The 19,838-nt window shown below is 69.8% G+C and carries 21 protein-coding genes; 13 read left to right on the top strand and 8 right to left on the bottom strand.

Translation table 11 applies throughout. The features are described from left to right. Positions 1–3: 3 nt before the first annotated feature. The 3 genes from ACFPZ3_RS65450 to ACFPZ3_RS65460 form a co-directional block, all read right to left on the bottom strand. Entirely contained in the window at positions 4–855 is an 852-nt protein-coding gene (locus ACFPZ3_RS65450; RefSeq protein ID WP_379524467.1) for an alpha/beta fold hydrolase, read from the bottom strand. A 37-nt stretch (positions 856–892) separates the two neighbouring features. Beyond that, positions 893–1,951, bottom strand: a complete 1,059-nt coding sequence (locus ACFPZ3_RS65455; protein WP_379524468.1) for a methyltransferase — start codon at positions 1,949–1,951, stop codon at positions 893–895. Between the two features lie 107 nt (positions 1,952–2,058). Further along, positions 2,059–2,961: a LysR family transcriptional regulator gene (locus tag ACFPZ3_RS65460; RefSeq protein ID WP_379524469.1), complete on the bottom strand. Its 903-nt coding sequence runs from the start codon at positions 2,959–2,961 to the stop codon at positions 2,059–2,061. Between the two features lie 165 nt (positions 2,962–3,126). Here ACFPZ3_RS65460 and ACFPZ3_RS65465 point away from each other — a divergent pair, with 165 nt between their 5' ends. Further along, positions 3,127–4,032, top strand: coding sequence for an SDR family oxidoreductase (locus tag ACFPZ3_RS65465; RefSeq protein WP_379524470.1), 906 nt, complete (start codon positions 3,127–3,129; stop codon positions 4,030–4,032). Here ACFPZ3_RS65465 and ACFPZ3_RS65470 read toward each other — a convergent pair whose 3' ends face one another. Continuing rightward, positions 4,033–4,785, bottom strand: coding sequence for an ABC transporter permease (locus ACFPZ3_RS65470; RefSeq protein WP_379524471.1), 753 nt, complete (start codon positions 4,783–4,785; stop codon positions 4,033–4,035). A gap of 283 nt (positions 4,786–5,068) precedes the next feature. Between ACFPZ3_RS65470 and ACFPZ3_RS65475 the strand changes: the two genes are divergently transcribed. The 7 genes from ACFPZ3_RS65475 to ACFPZ3_RS65505 all read left to right on the top strand — a co-directional run bounded on the left by ACFPZ3_RS65475 (position 5,069) and on the right by ACFPZ3_RS65505 (position 11,125). Next, entirely contained in the window at positions 5,069–5,554 is a 486-nt protein-coding gene (locus ACFPZ3_RS65475; protein WP_379524472.1) for a carboxymuconolactone decarboxylase family protein, read from the top strand. Positions 5,555–5,601: 47 nt separating this feature from the next. Then, positions 5,602–6,216, top strand: a complete 615-nt coding sequence (locus ACFPZ3_RS65480; protein ID WP_379524473.1) for a nucleotidyltransferase domain-containing protein — start codon at positions 5,602–5,604, stop codon at positions 6,214–6,216. Positions 6,217–6,415: 199 nt separating this feature from the next. Next, on the top strand, positions 6,416–7,333 hold the full coding sequence (locus tag ACFPZ3_RS65485; RefSeq protein ID WP_379524474.1) for an ABC transporter ATP-binding protein: 918 nt from the start codon (positions 6,416–6,418) through the stop codon (positions 7,331–7,333). Further along, positions 7,333–8,037 carry an ABC transporter permease gene (locus ACFPZ3_RS65490; RefSeq protein ID WP_379524475.1) on the top strand — a complete coding sequence of 235 codons (705 nt, stop codon included), beginning with the start codon at positions 7,333–7,335 and terminating at the stop codon, positions 8,035–8,037. The genes ACFPZ3_RS65485 and ACFPZ3_RS65490 overlap by 1 nt, the downstream gene beginning before the upstream one ends. Positions 8,038–8,044: 7 nt before the next feature. Then, entirely contained in the window at positions 8,045–9,235 is a 1,191-nt protein-coding gene (locus tag ACFPZ3_RS65495; protein WP_379524476.1) for a sensor histidine kinase, read from the top strand. Beyond that, entirely contained in the window at positions 9,232–9,867 is a 636-nt protein-coding gene (locus tag ACFPZ3_RS65500) for a response regulator (RefSeq protein ID WP_379524477.1), read from the top strand. Before ACFPZ3_RS65495 ends, ACFPZ3_RS65500 begins: the two co-directional genes overlap by 4 nt. A 91-nt stretch (positions 9,868–9,958) precedes the next feature. Beyond that, positions 9,959–11,125: an erythromycin esterase family protein gene (locus tag ACFPZ3_RS65505; protein WP_379524478.1), complete on the top strand. Its 1,167-nt coding sequence runs from the start codon at positions 9,959–9,961 to the stop codon at positions 11,123–11,125. An 82-nt stretch (positions 11,126–11,207) separates the two neighbouring features. Here the strand turns inward: ACFPZ3_RS65505 and ACFPZ3_RS65510 are convergent, their stop codons facing one another. The 3 genes from ACFPZ3_RS65510 to ACFPZ3_RS65520 all read right to left on the bottom strand — a co-directional run bounded on the left by ACFPZ3_RS65510 (position 11,208) and on the right by ACFPZ3_RS65520 (position 13,663). After that, positions 11,208–11,582: a VOC family protein gene (locus tag ACFPZ3_RS65510; RefSeq protein WP_379524479.1), complete on the bottom strand. Its 375-nt coding sequence runs from the start codon at positions 11,580–11,582 to the stop codon at positions 11,208–11,210. Between the two features lie 117 nt (positions 11,583–11,699). Further along, entirely contained in the window at positions 11,700–12,182 is a 483-nt protein-coding gene (locus ACFPZ3_RS65515; RefSeq protein WP_379524528.1) for a DUF899 family protein, read from the bottom strand. 200 nt (positions 12,183–12,382) lie between these two features. Further along, positions 12,383–13,663, bottom strand: a complete 1,281-nt coding sequence (locus ACFPZ3_RS65520) for a hypothetical protein (protein ID WP_379524480.1) — start codon at positions 13,661–13,663, stop codon at positions 12,383–12,385. 417 nt (positions 13,664–14,080) lie between these two features. Here ACFPZ3_RS65520 and ACFPZ3_RS65525 point away from each other — a divergent pair, with 417 nt between their 5' ends. The 5 genes from ACFPZ3_RS65525 (at position 14,081) to ACFPZ3_RS65545 (ending at position 19,454) form a co-directional block, all read left to right on the top strand. Next, complete coding sequence (locus ACFPZ3_RS65525) at positions 14,081–14,974, top strand: coiled-coil domain-containing protein (protein WP_379524481.1); 894 nt, start codon at positions 14,081–14,083, stop codon at positions 14,972–14,974. A gap of 249 nt (positions 14,975–15,223) precedes the next feature. After that, positions 15,224–15,385: a hypothetical protein gene (locus ACFPZ3_RS65530; protein ID WP_379524482.1), complete on the top strand. Its 162-nt coding sequence runs from the start codon at positions 15,224–15,226 to the stop codon at positions 15,383–15,385. A gap of 558 nt (positions 15,386–15,943) precedes the next feature. Continuing rightward, positions 15,944–17,140, top strand: a complete 1,197-nt coding sequence (locus ACFPZ3_RS65535) for a molybdopterin-dependent oxidoreductase (protein WP_379524483.1) — start codon at positions 15,944–15,946, stop codon at positions 17,138–17,140. Continuing rightward, on the top strand, positions 17,137–17,649 hold the full coding sequence (locus ACFPZ3_RS65540; RefSeq protein WP_379524484.1) for a hypothetical protein: 513 nt from the start codon (positions 17,137–17,139) through the stop codon (positions 17,647–17,649). The genes ACFPZ3_RS65535 and ACFPZ3_RS65540 overlap by 4 nt, the downstream gene beginning before the upstream one ends. Further along, positions 17,646–19,454: a glycoside hydrolase family 15 protein gene (locus tag ACFPZ3_RS65545; protein ID WP_379524485.1), complete on the top strand. Its 1,809-nt coding sequence runs from the start codon at positions 17,646–17,648 to the stop codon at positions 19,452–19,454. Before ACFPZ3_RS65540 ends, ACFPZ3_RS65545 begins: the two co-directional genes overlap by 4 nt. On the opposite strand, the gene ACFPZ3_RS65550 is transcribed toward ACFPZ3_RS65545, so the two are convergent. Further along, positions 19,435–19,836 carry a recombinase family protein gene (locus tag ACFPZ3_RS65550; RefSeq protein ID WP_379524529.1) on the bottom strand — a complete coding sequence of 134 codons (402 nt, stop codon included), beginning with the start codon at positions 19,834–19,836 and terminating at the stop codon, positions 19,435–19,437. The two genes, ACFPZ3_RS65545 and ACFPZ3_RS65550, sit on opposite strands and share 20 nt — an antisense overlap. Positions 19,837–19,838: the final 2 nt, after the last annotated feature.

The raw sequence follows: 19,838 nt of genomic DNA on the forward strand, positions 1-19,838 counted from the left end.
TGGTCATCCGGTGGCCGGGAGGTCGTCGAGCCGGTGTCCGGTTCGCACGCTGTGCAGGACGTCCTTGATCGCGGCGACGACCAGCCCGGGATCGTCGTCGTGGATGTAGTGGCCGGCTCGGTCGGCGATGACATGCCGGCTGTTGGCCGACAGCCGGGCCAGGCCCGCGTTGAGGCGGTGCCAGCGACGCCAGTCCTCGGCGACCGCGTCGCTGTCGCGAGGGCCGCGAGTCAGCACGACGAGTGGTCTGTCACCCAGAGCTCCCTCGGCCAGGGACCGGTCGGCTGCCGTCAACCGTCTCATGGCCCGCAACTCGCGCATCATCGACCGCCGGTCGGCGCCGCTGCGGATCTGCCGGGAAACCGTGATGAGGAAAGGCAGGATCACCGCTTCGAAGAACCGGTCCCGCCAGGGAAGACAGTCGCGAAGCACCTGCGTCTGGCCCTCCGTGCTGGAGTCGACCAGCACCATGCCGGCGACTTCCGTGTCGTAGAGCTTGGTGAACGCCCTGACCTGCACGCCGCCGGCCGAATGACCGACCAGCACGACCGGGCGGGCTATGCCTGCCGCGTTCAGAACCTCGTGGAGATCGCGGGCGATGTCGGCCGGCATCCTGTTGTCCTGCGCCCGGCTGCTGGCGCCGTAGGCCGCTCGGTCATACGTCACCACCGTGGTCTCTCCGGCCAGGGACTCCGCCACGTCCCGCCAGGACTCCGCGTTCCCGCCGAAGGCCGGCTCAATGATCACAGCCGGTTCTCCGCTGCCGAAGACGGTGACGCTGATGCGATGCGGCCCCGCCTCCACCAGGGTGGTCCGGCCACCCGTCTCTTCTTCTGAAGATCGATGATGCGTCACGCGTGTGATCGTAAGCCGCATCTCTCGACAAAGTTGGTCATTTGGCCAGCGGGACGCAGTCGAGGATGACGTGCCCGAGCGGGGTGTCGTGAACGCCGGCGGTGTCGAGCCCGGCTCCGGCGGCGATGGCGATGTAGTCCTCGACGGTACGCTCGCGGCCCCCGCTGAGCACGAGCATGCGCAGGTTCATCTCGGCGAACATGGCCGGGTCGTCACCGGGACCGCCCTGGGTCTCGACCACGACGACGCGTCCGTGCCGCCCGGCCGCCTCGGCGCACCGGCGCAGGATCAGCAGGGCCTCGTCGTCGCCCCAGTCGTGCACCACGCGCCTGAGCACGTAAACGTCAGCCCCGGCGGGCAGCGGATCGAAGAAGCTCTGGCCGGCGAACGCGCACCGCGTGTCCAGCCCGCGCCCGGCCAGGTAGCGCCGGCCCCGGTCCACCGTGTCGGGCAGATCCACGAGCGTGGCGCGGAGGTCCGGGTTGGCGCTCAGCACCTCGGCGAGCAGCGCGCCGGTGCCACCGCCGACGTCGACCACGTGCCGCACACCGGACCAGTCATAGCCGCCGGCGACGTCGATGACGGAGTCGGCCGACTCGGCCATCATCGCGTCGAACGAGGCGCTCAGCTGCGGGGTGGCGGCCAGGTGGCTCCAGTACGGGGCGCCGAAGACCGTCTCCCACGCCGGTTTCCCGGTGCGGACCGTGTGCAGCAGACCCGTGAACGCCAGGTCCATCTGCCCGCCGAAACCGTCCAGGTCGAGCAGCTCCCGCATCCTGGAGGGGTGGCCGGACGCCAGCAGCGCGGCGGGCTCGTTGACCGCGAACCTGCCCGGCTCAGGTTCCGCGAAGATGCCCCGGCAGACCAGGTGACGCAGCATCCGGCCCAGCGCGTCCGCGTCGGTGCCGGACCTGCGGGCCAGCTCCTCGACGGGCATCGCGCCCGCGGCCAGCAGATCGCTCAGCCCCAGCGTGGCCGCGACCCGCACCGCCATCGGCGTGACCAGGTCGATCACCGGCCCCAGTACGTCCCATGCCGCATGCCATGCCGATGGCCGGCGTCGCTGCTCGTCGTGATCGTCTTCGGCGCTGGTCACGGCCACCGCCCCTTCCTTCGCGGGCCTGCCCGGAAGCTACCATGCGGCCGGCCCGCTCGGTCTTGGACGAATCGGCGCCCGTGGCAGGGAGCTGAGTCATCGGCGGACTACGGGCTCGCAGGGACGGCCGGACCGGTGAGGCGAGCTTCCGCGCATGTGCGGAAGGCCGCGACGAGGTGGCCGCGGTCGCCGGCGCGGGTGGCCAGCACGACGTGGCTGGGCTCGACGCCCTTCAGGGGGACCGTGGTGAGGTCGGGGCGCAGGCCGCCGATGGGGGCGGTGGCCGGGACGATGGCCACGGCCTGCCCGCCGGCGACGAGTTCGATCTTGTCCTCGCCGTCCTCGATGAGGGGACCGTCGGGCGCCGGGCTTCCGTCGGGCCGGGGGTCGGCGCGCCAGAAGGCGTTCCAGAGCGGGTCGAGCGCCCGTGGCAGAGGTTCGTCGGCGATGTCGTCGAGGGTGACCGATTCCTTGCCCGCCAGGCGATGGTCCAGCGGTATCAGCAGCGCCCGGGGTTCGTCGTAGAGCACCGTGACGTGCAGCTCGTCGGTGGCGAACGGCAACCGGGCCATCACCGCGTCCACCCGGTGATCGAGCAGCGCGGCGTGTGGTTCGTTCCAGGCCAGGCGCGTGATTCGTACCTCCGCGTCGGGGTGCCGGTGGCGCAGGTCGCGCACCGCAGGGGTGACGATGAGGTTCCCGACGTAGCCGATGGCGATCCGGCGTGGCCGGGCGGCGGCCCGGGCGCGGGCCGTGGCCCGGGTGGCGGAGCGCAGCACCGCGGTGGCGAGCGGGAGGAAGGCCTCACCGGCCTCGGTGAGCCGGGTGCCCTGCGGGGTGCGGTCCAGCAGGCGGGCGCCCACCTGCTGTTCGAGGCGGGCGATCTGCCGGCTCAGCGAGGACTGGGTGAGATGCAGCGCGGTGGCGGCGCGGCCGAAGTGCCGGTGCTCGGCGACGGCGGTGAACGAGCGCACCAGCCGCAGATCGAGGTCCTCCGGAGAGTCGGGCATGACGTCAGCGTAGCCCCGCATGCTCCCAGAGCTGGGGTGATGCACGAATCGGGATGCCTGTCGCGAAACATTCATTGGACCCGGAGCGCACCCTGGTCACAAGCTGGGACCGCCGGGCCGCCACATCAGGCCGGCGCCCCCTGGTACCGAATGGAGTGCACTGACATGCGTGTTTTCGTCACGGGCGCGACGGGTTACATCGGATCCGCTGTCGTCCGCGAGCTGCTCGGCGCGGGGCATCAGGTCCTCGGCCTGGCCCGCTCGGACGCGGCCGCCGCCGCACTGTCAGCGGCCGGCGTGGAGGTGCGCCGCGGAGATCTGGAAGACCTCGACAACCTGCGCGCCGGCGCCGCGGCGGCGGACGGAGTCGTTCACGCGGCCAACCAGCACATCTCCGAGACCACGGACCCGGCCGCCCGCGCGGGGGTGGAACGCGGCGCGGCCGAGGCGATCGGCGCGGCGCTCGAAGGCTCCGGCAAACCTTTCGTGTTCACCTCGGGAACCCTGGGCCTGACGCCCGGGCGTCTGAGCACGGAGGCGGGAACGGGCGATCTCCAAGGGCCGGGGGCGTTGCGGCTGCCGACCGAGCTCGCGGTGATCGCGATGGCCGAGCGCGGCGTGCGCTCCTCCGCGGTACGGCTCGCGCCGCTGGTGCACGGCGAGGGAGACCTCAAGGGCTTCGTCCCGACCCTGATCGGCATCGCCCGCGAGAAGGGCGTGTCCGCCTATGTCGGAGACGGGACGAATCGCTGGCCGGCCGTGCACCGGCTCGACGCGGCACGCCTGTACCGGCTGGCCGTGGAGGCCGCTCCGGCCGGTTCGCGCCTGCACGCCACCGACGAGGAGGGCGTGCCGTTCCGTGACATCGCGCAGGCGATCGGCCGCCGGCTACGACTGCCGGCCGTCGGCATCGCCCCCGAGGAGGCAGCCGGCCATTTCGCCTTCCTCGCCCGCCTGGTGACGATCGACAACCCGGTGTCGAGCGCGCTGACCCGTGACCGGCTGGGCTGGAAGCCGGAGCAGCCAGGGCTCATCGCGGACCTCGGCCAAGGCCATTACTTCGGCAACTAGTCAGGTTCCGTGGCGGGATCGCCTGTTGGTGAGCACCGCGATCGACAGCGGGACGACCGCCCATCCCGCGAGCACGGTGAACGCCATCCAGGTCGGCATGATGTCCGGGACCTGCTCGATCAGCTGGAGCGCCGGATACCCCGGCAACCACCGGTTGACCCGCTCGCCCCAGGGCAGGACGAGCGCGACGAACGGCAGCACGAGAACGATCGCCACCAGCGCCGCCGTCGCCACGGCGCCATTGCGCAGGATCGTGCCGAGCGCGAGTCCGAGCAGGGTGGTGACCACGATCATGAGCGTGCCGCCGGCGATCACCGTCCAGGCTCCGGCGGGCAGCAGCGAGGGGTGGAACTCCGCGGCTATGAACCGCCCGTACAGGTAGCCGGGAACCGCGATGAGCAGGGAGCCGGCGATCGCCGCCGCGCTCAGCACGGCCGCCTTGGCCATCAGTACGCGGGTCCTGGACGGCGTGGCCACGAACGTCGTGTCGATCATGCCGGACGCGTGCTCCCCGCTGATCGTCATCGTGCCCAGCATGCCGAGCGGTAGCTGGGCCAGGATCACCCCCACGTACACCGCCACGATGACCCCCATGGCGGCCTGATCACCCGCGCGGTCGGGACTCCAGCGCGCGATGACAGTGGCGGCGCCCAGCGCGGTCAGCGCGAGCGCCACCAGCACCCCGATGCCCAGCGCCCACCAGGTCGAACGCAGGGTCCGCAGCTTGATCCACTCGGCGGCGACCGCGTTCACGGCGCGCTCCTCTCGATGACGTCCATGAACGCCTCCTCCAGCGAGGTGCCGGGGCGTACCAGCTCCGTGATCCTGGCGTCGGCGAGCAGCCTGCCCTGAGCTCGACGCCCGCACCCGCGTCCATCTGGTCATCGCCGCCTACGAGGCTCACCTCGTCTGATCGGTGGCGCACGTCACATGACCGCGCCGTCACAAGAATCGGGTCGCCGGCATCTCCATGTCCGTAAGAACGCCGCGCGGGACCGTCCGCGCGGCACGCGACTCCACACGTGAGGACGAACTCATGGAACCCCGTTTCGACCTGATGGCCAACGCGCTCGGCGCCAAGATCGCCAAGCGGATCTACAACGTCGCCCTGGCGATCCAGCAGTCGCCGCTCCCCCAGGCCACCCAGGACCTGATGATGTTGCGCGCCAGCCAGATCAACGGCTGCGGCTTCTGCATCGACTACCACACCAAGGACGCCACGGCCGCCGGGGAGACCGCGGTCCGGCTCCACCTGGTCGCCGCCTGGCGCGAGTCCACCGTGTTCACCGAGCCCGAGCAGGCCGCGCTGGCGCTCACGGAGGAGGGCACCCGGCTCGCCGACGCCCACCACGGAGTGTCCGACGAGACCTGGGCCCAGGTGCGCAGGCACTACGACGACGACCAGATCGTCGCACTGGTCTCCCTGGTCGCCATGATCAACGCGAACAACCGGCTCAACGTGATCGTGCGCAACCCGGGAGGCTCCTACGAGCCCGGCATGTTCTCCGGCATGGCGAACTGACCGGCAGGCGAACCGCGGGCCGACCTCTTCGGTGCATGATTTCCGTCATGACGAGGATCGAGACACCGTGGGGGCCCTGGGAAGCCGCGCCACTTGCCGAGGTCGTCGCGCTGATGAGCGGGTTGACGACTCGGTGGTGGGTGGCCGGCGGGTACGCGATCGAACTGGCAGTGGGCCAGGCCTACCGCGAGCACGGGGACGTGGACATCGCGCTGCCACGCCAGGGCCAGCTCGCGGTGCGGCACCTGCTGAAGGACTGGGACGTCCACGCCGCGGTCGTCCCCCAGACGCTGCGGCCATGGGCGCTGGACGAGGTGCTGCCCGAGCAGGCGCACGACATCTGGGTACGCGAGCATCCTGACGGGCCATGGCGGTTCCAGCTCATGCTGGACGAGACCGACGGAGAGGAGTGGATCTACCGGCGTGATCCCCGGATCCGCCGCCCGCTGGCCGAGCTGACCGTCGAGCAGGACGGTTTCCACCGGCTTGTCCCGGAGGTGCAGTTGCTCTACAAGGCCAAGGGCCCGCGGCCGAAGGACGAGGCGGATTTCGAGGCGGTCCTCCCACTGCTCAACCTCGCTCAGCGGCGCTGGCTGGACGAGGCGCTGGAGACGGAACACACCACACATCCCTGGCGAGAGCGCCTGCGTCGGGATCCGTGAGTGAACGTGGTCTGCCACGCCGCGGCGATCGACGCGGCGTTCCGTCAGCAAGCCGGGAGTGCCGTCTGCGTGGGCGATGTACCGGAGTCCTCGGGGACCGCATCAACCGATCGGTGGATTCCTGGCTCAGCCGTATCAGCGGCGGATCATGGCCGGGCGGGCGATTCGGGCGATGGCGACGTCCGGCCAGGCTGAGTGCATGGCGGTTATCGAGGTGAACGACCTCGTCAAGAGGTACGGCAGGCTCCCGGTGGTGAACGAGGTGTCCTTCTCCGTGGAGCAGGACGAGATCTTCGGCATCCTCGGGCCCAATGGCGCGGGCAAGACGACCACCGTGGAGTGCGCCGAGGGGCTGCGGCGGCCCGACTCGGGATCGATCAGGGTGCTCGGGCTCGACCCGGTCAGGGATCGGCGGGAGCTGAGCCACCAGGTCGGCGTGCAACTGCAGGAGTCGCTCCTGCCGGAGAACATCAAGGTGTGGGAGGCCCTCGACCTGTACGCCTCCTTCTACCGCGCGCCCAAGGACTGGCGTGAGCTGCTGGAGGAGTGGGGCCTGGCCGACAAACGCCAGGCCAGGTTCGGCACCCTGTCCGGCGGGCAGAAGCAGCGCCTGTTCATCGCCCTGGCACTGGTGGGCGACCCGAAAGTGGCCTTCCTGGACGAGCTGACCACGGGCCTGGATCCGGCCGCCCGCCGGGCCACCTGGGAGCTGATCAAGCGGGTGCGAGCGGCGGGCGTGACGGTCGTCCTGGTGAGCCACTTCATGGACGAGGTGGAGGAGTTGTGCGACCGGGTCGCGGTGTTCGACCGGGGCCGGATCGTCGCCCTGGACTCTCCCTCACACCTGATCTCGGCCGTGGACGCCGACCAGCATCTGCGTTTCCGGCCGCTGACGCCGTTCGACGACGCGCTGCTGACGGGGCTGCCGGGGGTGGCATCGGTGACCCGCTCCGGCGACCGGGTGATCGTCGCGGGCCGGGGGGACTTCGCCGGCGCGGTGACCTCCGCGCTGGCTCGTGGCCATGTCCCGGTGGCCGAGCTGCGGGTCGAGCAGCACACGCTCGACGACGCCTTCGTCGCCCTGACCGGCCGTGCCTTCGACACCCAGGAGAGCTGATGACGGGCTTTTCGAGACTCGCCAAGGTCGAGTCCAAGCTCCTGCTGCGCGACCCCGGTGCGATCTTCAGCATGGTCATCCCGCTCTTCATCCTGGTGATCTTCAGCAGCGGGGCCAGTCCAGGAGACACCGCGCTGCCCTCGATGTCGATGACGATCGCGGTCGGGTTGGTGGGCCTCTACATGGTGCCCACCACCCTGGCCACTTATCGGGAGCGGGGCATCCTGCGCAGGTTGTCCACCACACCGGTCAGCCCGGGCGCCCTGCTGAGCGTGCAGCTGATCCTCCAGCTCGTGTTCGCGCTGCTCGCCTCGGCGGTGCTCGTCGCGGTCTCGGTGTCGGTCTTCCAGGCGGCCGTGCCCGCCCGCGTCGTGGCGATGGTTTCCGCCTTCCTGCTGGGCACCTCGGCGATCTTCGCGGTCGGCCTGCTCATCGCCGCGACCGCGGCGAGCGGGCGCGCCGCCAACGGGATCGGCGTGCTGCTCTACTTCCCGCTGGCCTTCCTCGGCGGCGTGATGCAGCCCAAGGAGGCCATGCCCGAGTTGCTGGCCACGATCGGCGGGTTCACCCCGCTCGGCCTGTTCAGGCAGGCCGTCCACGATGCCTGGAGCGGGACGGCGACGCAGCCCCTGCTTCTTGCCATAATGGCGATATATGCGCTGGTCATCGGTTTGGTCGCGGCCCGCTTCTTCCGCTGGGAATGAGGCGGGCATGACACGGATAGCCACCGGTCTGGCCGTCGTCCCGTACGTGCTGCTGGCCGTCTCGGCGGCGCTCGCGCTGCTCACCGGGGACGTCTCGGGGGACCAGCGATTCGCCGTCCTGGGGCTGAGCGCGCTCGCCGGGGGATGGGTGTTGTGGATGGTCACCCTGCACCCTTCCTGGATGGCGAACGGCAAGGTGGCGGGCCTCTACATCGCCGGACTGGTGGCGTTCGCCGCGGCGCTGGGCCTGCTCAGCGCGTGGTTCGCCGGATTCTTCGCCTTCACCGGCTACATCCACTCCTGGCACCTGCTGCGTGGGCGATGGCGGATCGCGGGTGTGGCCGCGACGGCGGCGGCCGCGGTCACCGGCTACTTCGGCGGGCTGCCCGGCCCTGATCCGGCCGTCATCTCCTCCTACGTGCTGGTCATCGTCGCCATCGTGATCCTGGTCGTCCTATTCAGCCTCTTCGGCGACATGACCGCGAACCAGAGCGTCCGGCTCGCCGAGGCCAACGCCAAGCTGGAGGAGACGATGCGGGAGAACGCCGGGCTCCAGGCCCAGCTCCTCCTGCAGGCCCGCGAGGCAGGCGCCACCGACGAGCGCCAGCGCATGGCACGGGAGATCCACGACACGCTGGCGCAGGGGCTGGCCGGGATCATCACTCAGGTCCAGGCCGCCGCCCGGGCCAAGCACGACCCGGCCGAGTGGCAGCGCCATCTCGACAACGCCGCCCGGCTGGCCAGGGACAGCCTGGCCGAGGCCCGCCGGTCGGTGCACGCGGTGGGCCCGTGGGAGCTGGAGTCCGCCCGTCTGCCGGAGGCGCTGGCGGAGGTGGCGAAGCGGTGGGAGGGCATCCACGGCGTGCGGACCGAGTTCGCCACGACCGGCCTGGCCCGGCCGCTGCACCCCGAGGTGGAGGTGACCCTGCTGCGCGTGGCGCAGGAGGCGCTGGCCAACGTGGGCAAGCACGCCGGCGCCGCCCGGGTCGGCGTCACCGTGTCCTACATGGACGACGTGGTCACGCTGGACGTACGTGACGATGGCGCAGGGTTCAATCCGGGCATCCACAGCGGCGGCTTCGGCATGACCTCCATGCGGCAACGCGTGACCAGGCTGGCGGGCAGCCTGGAAATCGAGTCGGAGCCCGGCGGGGGCACCGCCGTCTCGGCCACGGTCCCGGCACAGGAGCTCCGATGAGCGAGCCCACGATCCGGCTGATCGTCGTCGACGACCATCCCATCGTCCGCGACGGCCTGCGCGGCATGTTCACCGGCGAGCCGGGCTTCGAGGTGGTCGGGGTCGCGGGAGACGGCGCGCAGGCGGTCACCCTCGCCGAGGAGCTGCGGCCTGACGTGATCCTCATGGACCTGCGGATGCCGGGCACCGACGGGGTCACCGCGATCAGGCGGCTGGCCGAGCGCGGCAGTACGGCCAGGATCCTCGTGCTGACCACCTACGACACCGACAGCGACGTGCTGCCGGCCATCGAGGCGGGCGCGACCGGCTACCTGCTGAAAGACGCGATGCCCGAGGAACTGGTCCGCGCCGTGCGGGCCGCCGCGCGCGGAGAGGCGGTCCTGTCTCCCTCGGTGGCCACCCGGCTGATCGGCCAGGTGCGCGCGCCGGCCGATCAGTTGAGCGCGCGCGAACTGGAGGTGCTCGCGCTGATCGCCCGCGGCTCCACCAACCGCGAGGCCGCCTCCCGCCTGTTCATCAGCGAGGCCACCGTGAAGAGCCATCTGCTGCACATCTACGCCAAGCTCGGCGTCAACGACCGCGCCGCCGCCGTCGCGGTGGCCTTCGAACGGGGGCTGTTCAACCGATCTTGATGAAGCTCCACACCGGTTGAGGGTTTGTGGTGCCGAGGTCGGCATTCCCGCCACAAAGTTTACACCGAATGTTCAACGATACCGTTTAGGTATGGATATCAAGGACACGGCCCGGCTGCTCGATGGCGCGGGCGTCTCGGCGTTCCTCCGATCGCTTCCCGCCAAGCCCCTGCTGCTCGGCCTGGGCGAGGCCAGGCACTTCGTGGCGGAGCTGGGCGAGCTGCGCAACGAGATCTTCCGGCATCTGGTCGAGCACGAGGGCTACCGGTCGTTCGCCATCGAGAGCGACTGCCTCAGGGACCTCGTGGTGCACGACTACATCACGACGGGCGCGGGCACGCTCGATGACGTCATGGAACGCGGCTTCAGCCACCGCTTCGGCGCGCCCCCGGCCATCCGCGAGCTCGTGCGCTGGATGCGCGCGTACAACGAGGAGCATGAGGAAAAGCTGCGGTTCTTCGGCTTCGACGGCCCGCTGGAATACTGGGCCGAGAGCCCGCGCCAGGCGCTCACCGCCCTCTACGACCTCCTGGACGGCCCGCTCCCCGGCACGGTGGTGACCAGGGAAACCCTTGACACGCTGCTCGGCCCGGACGGCCGGTGGACGAACGAGGCCACGGCCATGGACCCGTCCCAGTCGATCGGCCAGTCCGCCGACGCCCAGCGACTGCGGCTGATCGCCGACGACCTGGTGGCGCTGCTCGACACGCAGGCGCCGCGGCTGAGCGCGGAGGACAGGGAGCGGGCGGCACTGTACGCGCGCACCGCCACCGGCCTGCTCCGCTACCACTACTGGCTGGCCGACGCCTCCCCGGCACGGTGGACCCGGCTGTCGGCCCTGCGTGACGCGATGATGGCGGCCAACCTGCGTGCCATCGCCGAGCACGGCCCGGCCCTGGTCTTCGCCAGCAACCTTCACCTGCAGCGGAACAAGAGCTTCATGCGGTTCGGCGACCAGCAGCTGGAGTGGTGGAGCGCGGGGGCGATCACCGGGACGCACCTGGGCGACCGGTACGCCTTCCTGGCCTCAGCCTTCGGCACCGCCGGCGACGACATCCCGCCCCCGGACACCATCGAGGGCATCCTGTCCACGCTCCCGTGGGATCACTCTCTCATCGACGCCCGCCGCCTGGCCCAGGCCATCACGAAGCCCGCCCCGCGCATCTCCCACGATTTCGCCTATTTCCCGCTGGACCCAGCCCAGCTCGACACGATCGACGGCATCGTCTTCCTCAAGGAGGCGGTCAGACTGGATTGACCGTCGCCGCTGGCAGGCCCGGGCGCGGCGGTCTGGTTTGACCGTCGCCGCCACGAGGCCTGGGCGCGGCGGTTGCCGGAGCTCAGCTCAGGCGGGCTCGCAGAAGGCAGAACTCGTTGCCTTCGGGGTCGGCCAGGACATGCCAGGGCTCCTCGCCGGTCTGACCGACGTCGGCCGGGCGTGCCCCGAGCTTCAGGAGGCGTTCGAGTTCGGCGTCCTGGTCGCGGTCGGTGGCGTTGACGTCGAAGTGCAGCCGCAGGAGGCCCACCTTGGGCTCGGTGGTGGGGCTGAAGATCAGAGTCGGCTGCAATCCGCCGAACCCCTCCTGCGGTCCGACCTCCACCGCGCCGTCGTCCTCGGTGTCGAGCACGATGAAGCCCAGCACCTCACACCAGAACTCCGCCAGCCGTTGCGGGTCCCGGCACGGGATTATCAGTTCGGAAATGCGACTAGCCATGATCGGCATCCTACGGGGGATCGACCGCACGCAGCCAATCCTCAACCGGCCCAGGACCGCGACGCAGTGGCCACCCGGTGATCGAGAGGGTCTGGGCCCGTAGCCGGTTCCGCCGCCTCAGCCGTACGTCGGGAACTGCGGCCAGCCCAACGGCGAGTCCTCCCACTCCTCCTGCCGCCCGTACGGCGTGAGGTCGAGGATGTTGTGGGCGAACAACAGGCGATCCACGCCGCGCTGCGTCGTGGAGTACGTGCGGCAGGCGTCCTCACCGTCGCGCAGAAACACGCTGAGCAGGAACCCGCCGCCGGCGCCCGTGTCGGCGGAGAACGTGGTGCCCCGCGACGAGGCGAGCGGCAATGTCCAGCCGCGCTCCGCCGCGTACCCGGAGAGCTGGGCGAGCGGCATGTCCGAGACCGTCACCCACGCGACGTCGCGCCCGGCCAGCTTGGGCAGGTCGACGACGCTGTCGGTGAACGCGGTGCAGCCCGAGCAGAACGCGTCCGGCCCGATGTCCATGAACTGGTACACGACGAGCTGGCCACGACTCCTCAGCCGACACGACCTTCGGCCGCTCCGCCCGCTGCGTGTCGTATTTGTCAGCCATTTCGGCGCTCCTCCCTCATCACGGTCACCGGTACCGACCCGGCGGACGCCGGAAACTCATCGCCATCACGGCAGCAAAGATCACACCGGACTCCACGCCGTGCGAGATGATCGCCTGGTCGGAGCGCTGCGTCCCCCGGAAGGGCCGTTTGGCGGCAAGGCACGCCCGGAACAGGCATCACTTCCTCCCTGCCCTTCTACGTCGAACGCAACTCCGCAGCCACCGCCCGTTCCCTCAACTGCGCCGCCTCAGCCCGAACCGTCTCCACCTCGGCCCGCAGATCCTCCAGCCGTACCCGCTCCAACCGCAGCTCCCCCTGCAACCGGTCCCGCTCCTTGACCGCCGCATCGGCCCGCGCCTTCTCCTTGGAGATCAGCTTCCGCTCCCGCGACAACGCCGCGGCGCCTTCCTCCTGGCCCGCCGCCACCTTCACGGCCAGTCGCTCCACCTCGCCCGCCGCCCGGGCGGCGTCCTTGAGCGCCACCGCCCGGTCACGCCCGGCCTCGGCGGCGGCCCGCTCCGCGTTGACGGCCCGCTCCACGGCCCGTTCCCGCTCCTGCGCCGCCGCCTCCTCCCGGGCCTTCGCGCCGACCACGTCCCGCTCTGCCTGCTCACGCCCCCGAACGGCGGCCGCCGCCTCCTCCCGGGCGCGATCCCGTTCCCCCCGAGCCACCTCAGCCCCCTCCTCAGCTCGTACGACCTCCGCCCGCGCCTCCTCTTTCACCCGTACGACCTGGGCCTGCGCCTCCTCCTCAGCCCGTAGAACCCGAGCCTGCGCCTCCTCCCGGGCCTGCACGACCTGACCCCGCGCCTCCGCGGTCTCCCTGGCGGCCAGTTCGACCCGCTCAGCAAGCTCCTGCACGGCCTGATCCCTGGCCCGCTCAACCAACTCGACCTGCTGAACCGCCTCCCCGGCCCGCCGCTCGGCCAGCTCAGCCCGCCGCTTGGACTCCTCGGCCGTCTGCAGAGCCTGCCGCTCGGTGCTCGCCGCCTCCCGCAACGCGGCCAGCGCCTGCTCGCGTGCCCGCTCGGCATCGCCAAGCGCGGTCTCCCGCTCGTTCTCGGCCTCTTCGAGCCGCGTCCGAATCTCAGCCGTCTGCCTGCGGGCATGCTCGGCCGCTTCCCGCGCCAGCCGTACCTGCTCAAAGGCCTGCTCACGCTCAGTACGCGCGATCGCCACCCGCGTGTGCGCCTCAGCCTGCACGGCACTCAACTTGGCCTCGACACCGGCCGGGCTGAGCTCATCGGCCAACGCCCGAGCCAGCGGCTCAATGGCCGCGGCGAGCCCGCTCTCCATCCGGTCGTACAGCTGCTCGGCCTTGGCCAGCGCCCCTTCCAGCCCTGGGGTGGCCCGCCGCAACTCCCGCTCCCGCTTGGCAGCCGCCTGACAGTCCTTCTCCGGACAGTACGCCTTGGGCCGCCCTCTCCCCCGCCGCTGCTCAATCGGCGCCCCACAGTGCTTACACGGCGTAACCATGCCTTCATCCTGCCGAGCCCCGCCATCACCGACCTGCGCTTCCCCCGCCGGGTCCCAGGTGGCCATCAGTCGCAACCCCTCCTACGAAGTGACAAATCTCCACGCGTACAGGCCACCCACACCGTCACCCACCCGCCCCTTCCTGAGCCGTCGAAGCAGCCGCCCGCTTCTCATCCCACCAACCCTGACGTCCCCTGACACAGCGATCGACCGGCGCACACGCGCCACCCACTCTCCCGCAAGAGATCCCTTGGACCCATCTCCACACGCTGCCGAAACCGCCTGCCATCACGCGCCACCTGACCGCCCCCGCGGGTCCGAGGGCCGGAAAGTCGCACGCGCCTGACGTCTCGAAGCCACGCCAGCACCGTACCATTTTCGATTTTCTAGAAAATCAAAATCAAAAAATCAGATTCGTTGCGCCACCCGCACCCTTGCCCAACTTGCGAGAAGGAGAAGTTCCCGCAAGTTATCGGAAGGACCGCACTCCCCCAGGAGGGCAACCTTCTACCGCCTGTTCGATCGTGTCTCACGTGGACGTCACATCACTGGCTCGGCTCGCACTCGTCGCTCGCTGGCCAGTCGTCCGGACGCGCCACGACCGCGGCCAACACCGCCGCCACCCGGATCGCCGCCGCCGAACAGGCCCGCGCCCAAACCGAGACCGCCCGCGACCGTGCCGAGGAGCGCGAGCAGGACGCCTGGCGCCAGGTCGGCGAGCACCAGAACGCCCGCTCCCGAGCCGAGCAACGCGCCACCGACGCCGCCGACCGGCAGCGGCAAGCCGAGCACAACCGGGACATCGCCCGCCAGCGGACCACCGAACTCACCGAGCTGCACACCACCGCGACCGCCCGCATCGCCGAACTGGAACGGCAGGCCAACGACCAGCAGCACGAACTCGCCGGCCTCCGCCGTCTCCTACAGAAGCAGGAGGTTCAGACCCGGACAGCTGAGCAGGAGCGCGACCTGGCCCGCGGCGTCTCCGCGGCGCACGCCGAAGAGGCCGACCGGCTACGCCAGGCGCTGGCCGCCGAACAACAGCGGCGCGCACAAGCCGTAACCGCGGCCGCCGTGGCTCAGCAGGCCCGCGAGACCGCCGCCCAGGACCAAGCCAACTCCGCCGGTGAGGCCGATCGGCTGCGTGGTGAGCTCGCCGACCTCACCCGCACTCTCAAGACCGCTCAGCAGCAACGCGAAGAGGCCGCCACCGCTGCCGCAGTGGCGCAAGCTCTCTTGCGCAAGCAACAAGGCGCTCAGCCTAACGGCTCTACTGACCCGGCCGACGACAGGGGCGAGCCAGCAGGCTGAGGTCGTGCCGATGGCCTCCCTGCCTGACTTTTCCGCTTCCGGAGCACCGTTCGGTTCGAACGCACTTTGTTGCTGACGGGATTAGGAACAGCGACCTAAGTTAGGCCTGTGGGGGCAGGCCACTGCGGCGACCAAGGCCACGTCCTCCACAGCCTATTCCCGAAGCTGCACCTGATCATTGCCGCTCTCGGCAGGCGCATCGAGGAACAGTAGGTTACCCTCCGAGTCGACGCAGTCGAGTAGGTCACGGTGTGGGATGTCGTCAACTGCGAATCTGTATCGCCCGGTCAGGAGATCACGCAACGCTTCCTCGCCGGGCGCCTCCTGTCGCCCGCGGAGGTTCCATCGGCGGGCAACGGTAACGGTCTGCATGTGGATGTGCAGGTCGATGAGGTCGTCAGCGAACGCTGAGAGTGGCATTTGCGGGGATGTCGACAACGTGGTCGACTTCTGTCTCACCGCGCGCGCCCTGACCAGCCCTCCGGACCCCGCCCGGCATGCCCTGTCGACGGCGGCCCGCCCGCCGTGTTCCGGCCAGCCGGACGGGCCACACCGCCGTCTGCGCGGCCCGGTGATTGCGCACGTAGCGAACCAGGCCGACGACATCCTCGGGGACGAGGCGGCCGATGGCCCGAGGCAAGGTCATCGTCAGTGTGCTGATTGAGCATCCAGCCTGGTAGAGGTTTCGAACCCGGTAACCCGCTGATACAGGAACGGTCGAGAAGCGGAATTGTTCAAACAATTGCGCGAAACGTGCCGGAGCGTGGCTTTGGAAAGAGCGTTTCCGGCAAGGACAACAAGCGGCTGACATTTTGGATTCGGGGGGAGTCAGTGCCGGATTCGTCACGTGGCCGTGAGGGCACGTCCGCCAGGGCAGGCCGCCTGGCAGCATGGTTGCGAGAAGGGCCCGCCGGGCCTTTCCGACAGGAGTTCTGGCGTAGCCCGCTTCGTGGCCCCTGGCTGACCTCGGTGCTGGGCCTGGTCCTGCTGGCCGGGATCCTCGTCGTCGCGCTCACCGGACTGGTGTCCTACGCCGCCTACGAGCCTCGCCTGCCGGGCAACGACACGACCCCCGGCAGGGGCCTGCTCGGCTTCTACCTGTTCGACTGGCCCACGAACCCCGTCTGGATGTATCGGGTCACCCAGGGCGCGCACGTCATCGGCGGCCTCACGCTGGTGCCGATCCTGCTGGCCAAGCTGTGGTCGGTCATCCCCAAGCTGTTCTCCTGGCCGCCCGCCCGCTCCGTGGCCCAAGCCGTCGAGCGCGCCAGCCTGCTGCTCCTGGTCGGCGGCGCGGTGTTCCAATTCGTCACCGGCATCCTCAACACCCAGCTCTTCTACGTCTTCCCGTTCTCCTTCTACCCCGCTCATTTCTACGGCGCATGGATCTTCCTGGCCGCTTTCGTGGTGCACGTCGTCATCAAACTGCCTCGCGTCATCGACACTCTGCGGACGCACGGCCTGCGCGACTATCTGTGTACTCCATTGGCCGACACCCGCCCGGAGCCCCCTGATCCCGATGGTCTGGTCGCCACCGACCCGGCACCCGCCACGATGTCCCGGCGCGGCCTGCTGGCCTTCGCCGGCGGTGGCTCACTGATCATGTTCGGCCTGTCGGTCGGCCAGTGCGTCGACGGGCCGCTGCGCCGTACAGCGCTGCTGGCGCCCCACGGGCGGGTCTACGGCACGGATCCCAACGACTTCCAGGTCAACAAGACGGCGGCGAGCCTGGGCGTCACAACCGAACAGACGGGCGATTCCTGGCGGCTGACACTCGCCGGGCCGCATCGCGTGCAACTGTCCCGCCAGGACCTGCTCGCGATGCCGCTGCACACCTACGACCTGCCGATCGCCTGCGTCGAGGGCTGGTCGACCCAGCAGGCCTGGACCGGTGTACGGCTGTCCGATCTCGCCCGCCTGGCCGGGATCGTGGCCGGATCAACCGGGGTCACCGCCAGGTCTTTTCAACGCGGCGGCTACTTCGGCCAAGCCTCGCTCAGCGCCGCGCAAGTCGCTGACCCGCGCTCGCTGCTGGCACTGCGGGTCAACGGCGCCGACCTGTCCCTCGATCACGGATACCCCGCGCGGGTCATCGTCCCTAACGCCCCAGGCGTGCACAACACGAAATGGGTGCGCGAACTCGACTTCCGCCAGGAGAGGACATGAACGGCCGCAGCAGGTGGGGCAGGATCTACGGCGCGCCACCTTGGCACCTGCTCTCGCTCGCCCTCTGCTTCCTGCTCGCCGGTTACGCCGTCACCCGAGTGGTCGAGGCCGGCATCTGGGCAGGATTCCTGGTGTGGTTCGTCGGAGCCGTCATCCTCCACGATCTGGTGCTGTTCCCCCTGTATTCAGCAGCCGACGTCGCCGCCCGAACCCGCACCACGCGCCCTCGCCGCCGCGGTCGTACGGCTGCCCGACCTCGGACCAGGCTTCCGGGGCATGCGCCGGCTCCGACCAACTACCTGCGCGTGCCGACCGCATTCTCCGCCCTGTTGCTCCTCGTGTGGTTCCCACTCGTCCTACGCGGCGCTGAGCCCAACTACCGGGCGGCCGTCGGCCTGAGCACCGTCCCCTACCTCTCGCGATGGATCCTGATCACCTTGGCTCTCTTCGCCGCCTCAGCGCTGGTCTACCTGCTGCGAAGCCTGGCCGCCGGGCGGATCCGGCATTGAGCACCCGGCCGATCGGCGACTACGCGATGCTGTCGGACTGCCGGTCGGCCGCGCTGGTCACATCCGACGGTTCCATCGACTGGCTGTGCCTGCCTCGCTTCGACAGCCCGGCGGTCTTCGGCCGGCTACTGGACGATGACGCCGGATCCTGGGCGATCCACCCTACAGGTCCGGCCGAGGTGACCCGCCGATACATCGAGGACACCCTCGTCGTGGAGACCACCTTCCAAACCCGCGACGGCACCCTGGTACTCCAGGACGCCCTCGCACTGGGCCGCGGAGAACGCGGGCACGAACTGGGCAGATCCTCCCCCGGCCTGCTCCTGCGCCGACTCACCTGCACCCAAGGGCGGGTGCCTGTTGACATCGTGTACGCACCCCGGCCCGAGTTCGGGCTCGTGCGCCCACTGATGCACCCCGTCCCCGGCGGTCTGATCGCCCGCGGAGGAACCGATGTGCTCACCCTGTCCAGCCCTGTCGAGTTCCGCGTCAACGGCTCGATCGCCCACGCCGCTCACACCCTGCGCGCAGGCCAAAGCCTCAGCCTGGCCCTGCAGGCCGGCCCGGCCTGGGGGCCCGAACCGCCGCGCCGTACCTCCCGGGCCATCGCACACCGGATCCACGACACCGTCCGCGGATGGCGCTCCTGGTCACGCACGCATGCCGACTACCAGGGGCCGTGGCAGCGGCAGGTCAATCACAGCGGCCGGGTCCTGCGCGCCATGACCTACGCTCCCACGGGAGCGATCGTCGCCGCGGTCACCACCTCCCTGCCGGAAAGTATCGGAGGGGAGCGTAACTGGGACTACCGCTACACCTGGATCCGCGACGCCAGCTTCACCTTGCACGCCTTGAACACGGCCACCTGCGAAGAGGAAGAAACCGCCTTCTTCACCTTCCTGTCGCGCGCATCCGCCACCCAGGTCGACGCGGAACCAGATCTGCAGATCATGTACGGCATCGGCGGCGAGCGCGATTTGAGCGAACGGAGTCTTCCGCATCTGCGCGGGTGGCGAGGCAGCGCCCCTGTCCGGGTCGGCAACGACGCCTGGCGCCAGCACCAGCTCGACGTGTACGGCGAACTGCTCGACGCCGCCCACCGGACCTACCGCGACATCGGCCCATTCGATCCACTCACCCGCTCACTGCTCGTCGGGGCGGCCGAGACCGCCGCCCACCGCTGGCAGGAGCCGGACCAGAGCCTGTGGGAGATCAGGGGCCCTAGCATGCATTTCACGCACTCCAAGCTGATGTGCTGGGTTGCATTGGACCGGGCCATCAACCTGGCTTCCACGCTGGGAGCGACGTCCAGGACCGCCGACTGGATACGCATCCGGAATGAGATCCACGCCGCGATCCTGACCTACGGATGGAACGAGCAGCTAGGCGCCTTCACGCAGACGTTCGGCGGCACTCATCTCGACGCCGCCGCGCTGATGATGCCCCTGGTCGGGTTCCTGCCTCCGGACGAACCGAGAATCCGCTCCACCGTGCAGGCCGTCGCCACCCACCTGACCGACGCGCGGGGACTGGTACACCGCTACCGTTCCGCCGACGGGCTCCCCGGCGAGGAGGGAACCTTCCTGCTGTGCACCTTCTGGCTCGCCCACGCCCTGGCCCTCACCGGCCTGGACACCGAGGCCAGACGAACGTTCGAGACCGTCGCCTCCCACGCCAATGACGTCGGCCTGCTCAGTGAAGAAGCGGACACCGCAACGGGAGAAGCGATCGGCAACTTTCCTCAGGCCCTCAGCCACATCGGCTTGATCAACGCGGCCCGTGCCATCAGGGACGCTCTGCGATGATCAAGAGAACCGAAGCGAGGAAGACGGGTCTGACCGTGGGGGCCGGCGTGGGAGAGCAAACCTCGGAAGGCTCTGGTTCTGCTGCCAGAGGCCTCTGACAAGCACCCCATGGGCAGAAGCTTTGCCTGGGCGCAACACCCTCGCCGGTGCGCAGATGTCCGAGGTTGGCCTCGAACTCGGCGGACATGACCATGGTCTGCAGGAACAACCTGCCGAACGGGTCGCTCCAGTCGTAGAGCGAGGCGCCCATGGCGAACGCACGCCTCGGCGAGACAGGTCGTTGAGGAATCTGGCAGGCCCCTTCGATGTTGCGGGGGAAGCGGTCGAACTTGGTGATGGTGAAGGTTGTGCCCATCCACGTCGCGGCGAGGGCCTGGTCCAGGC

The sequence above is a fragment of the Nonomuraea insulae genome (assembly GCF_042656245.1).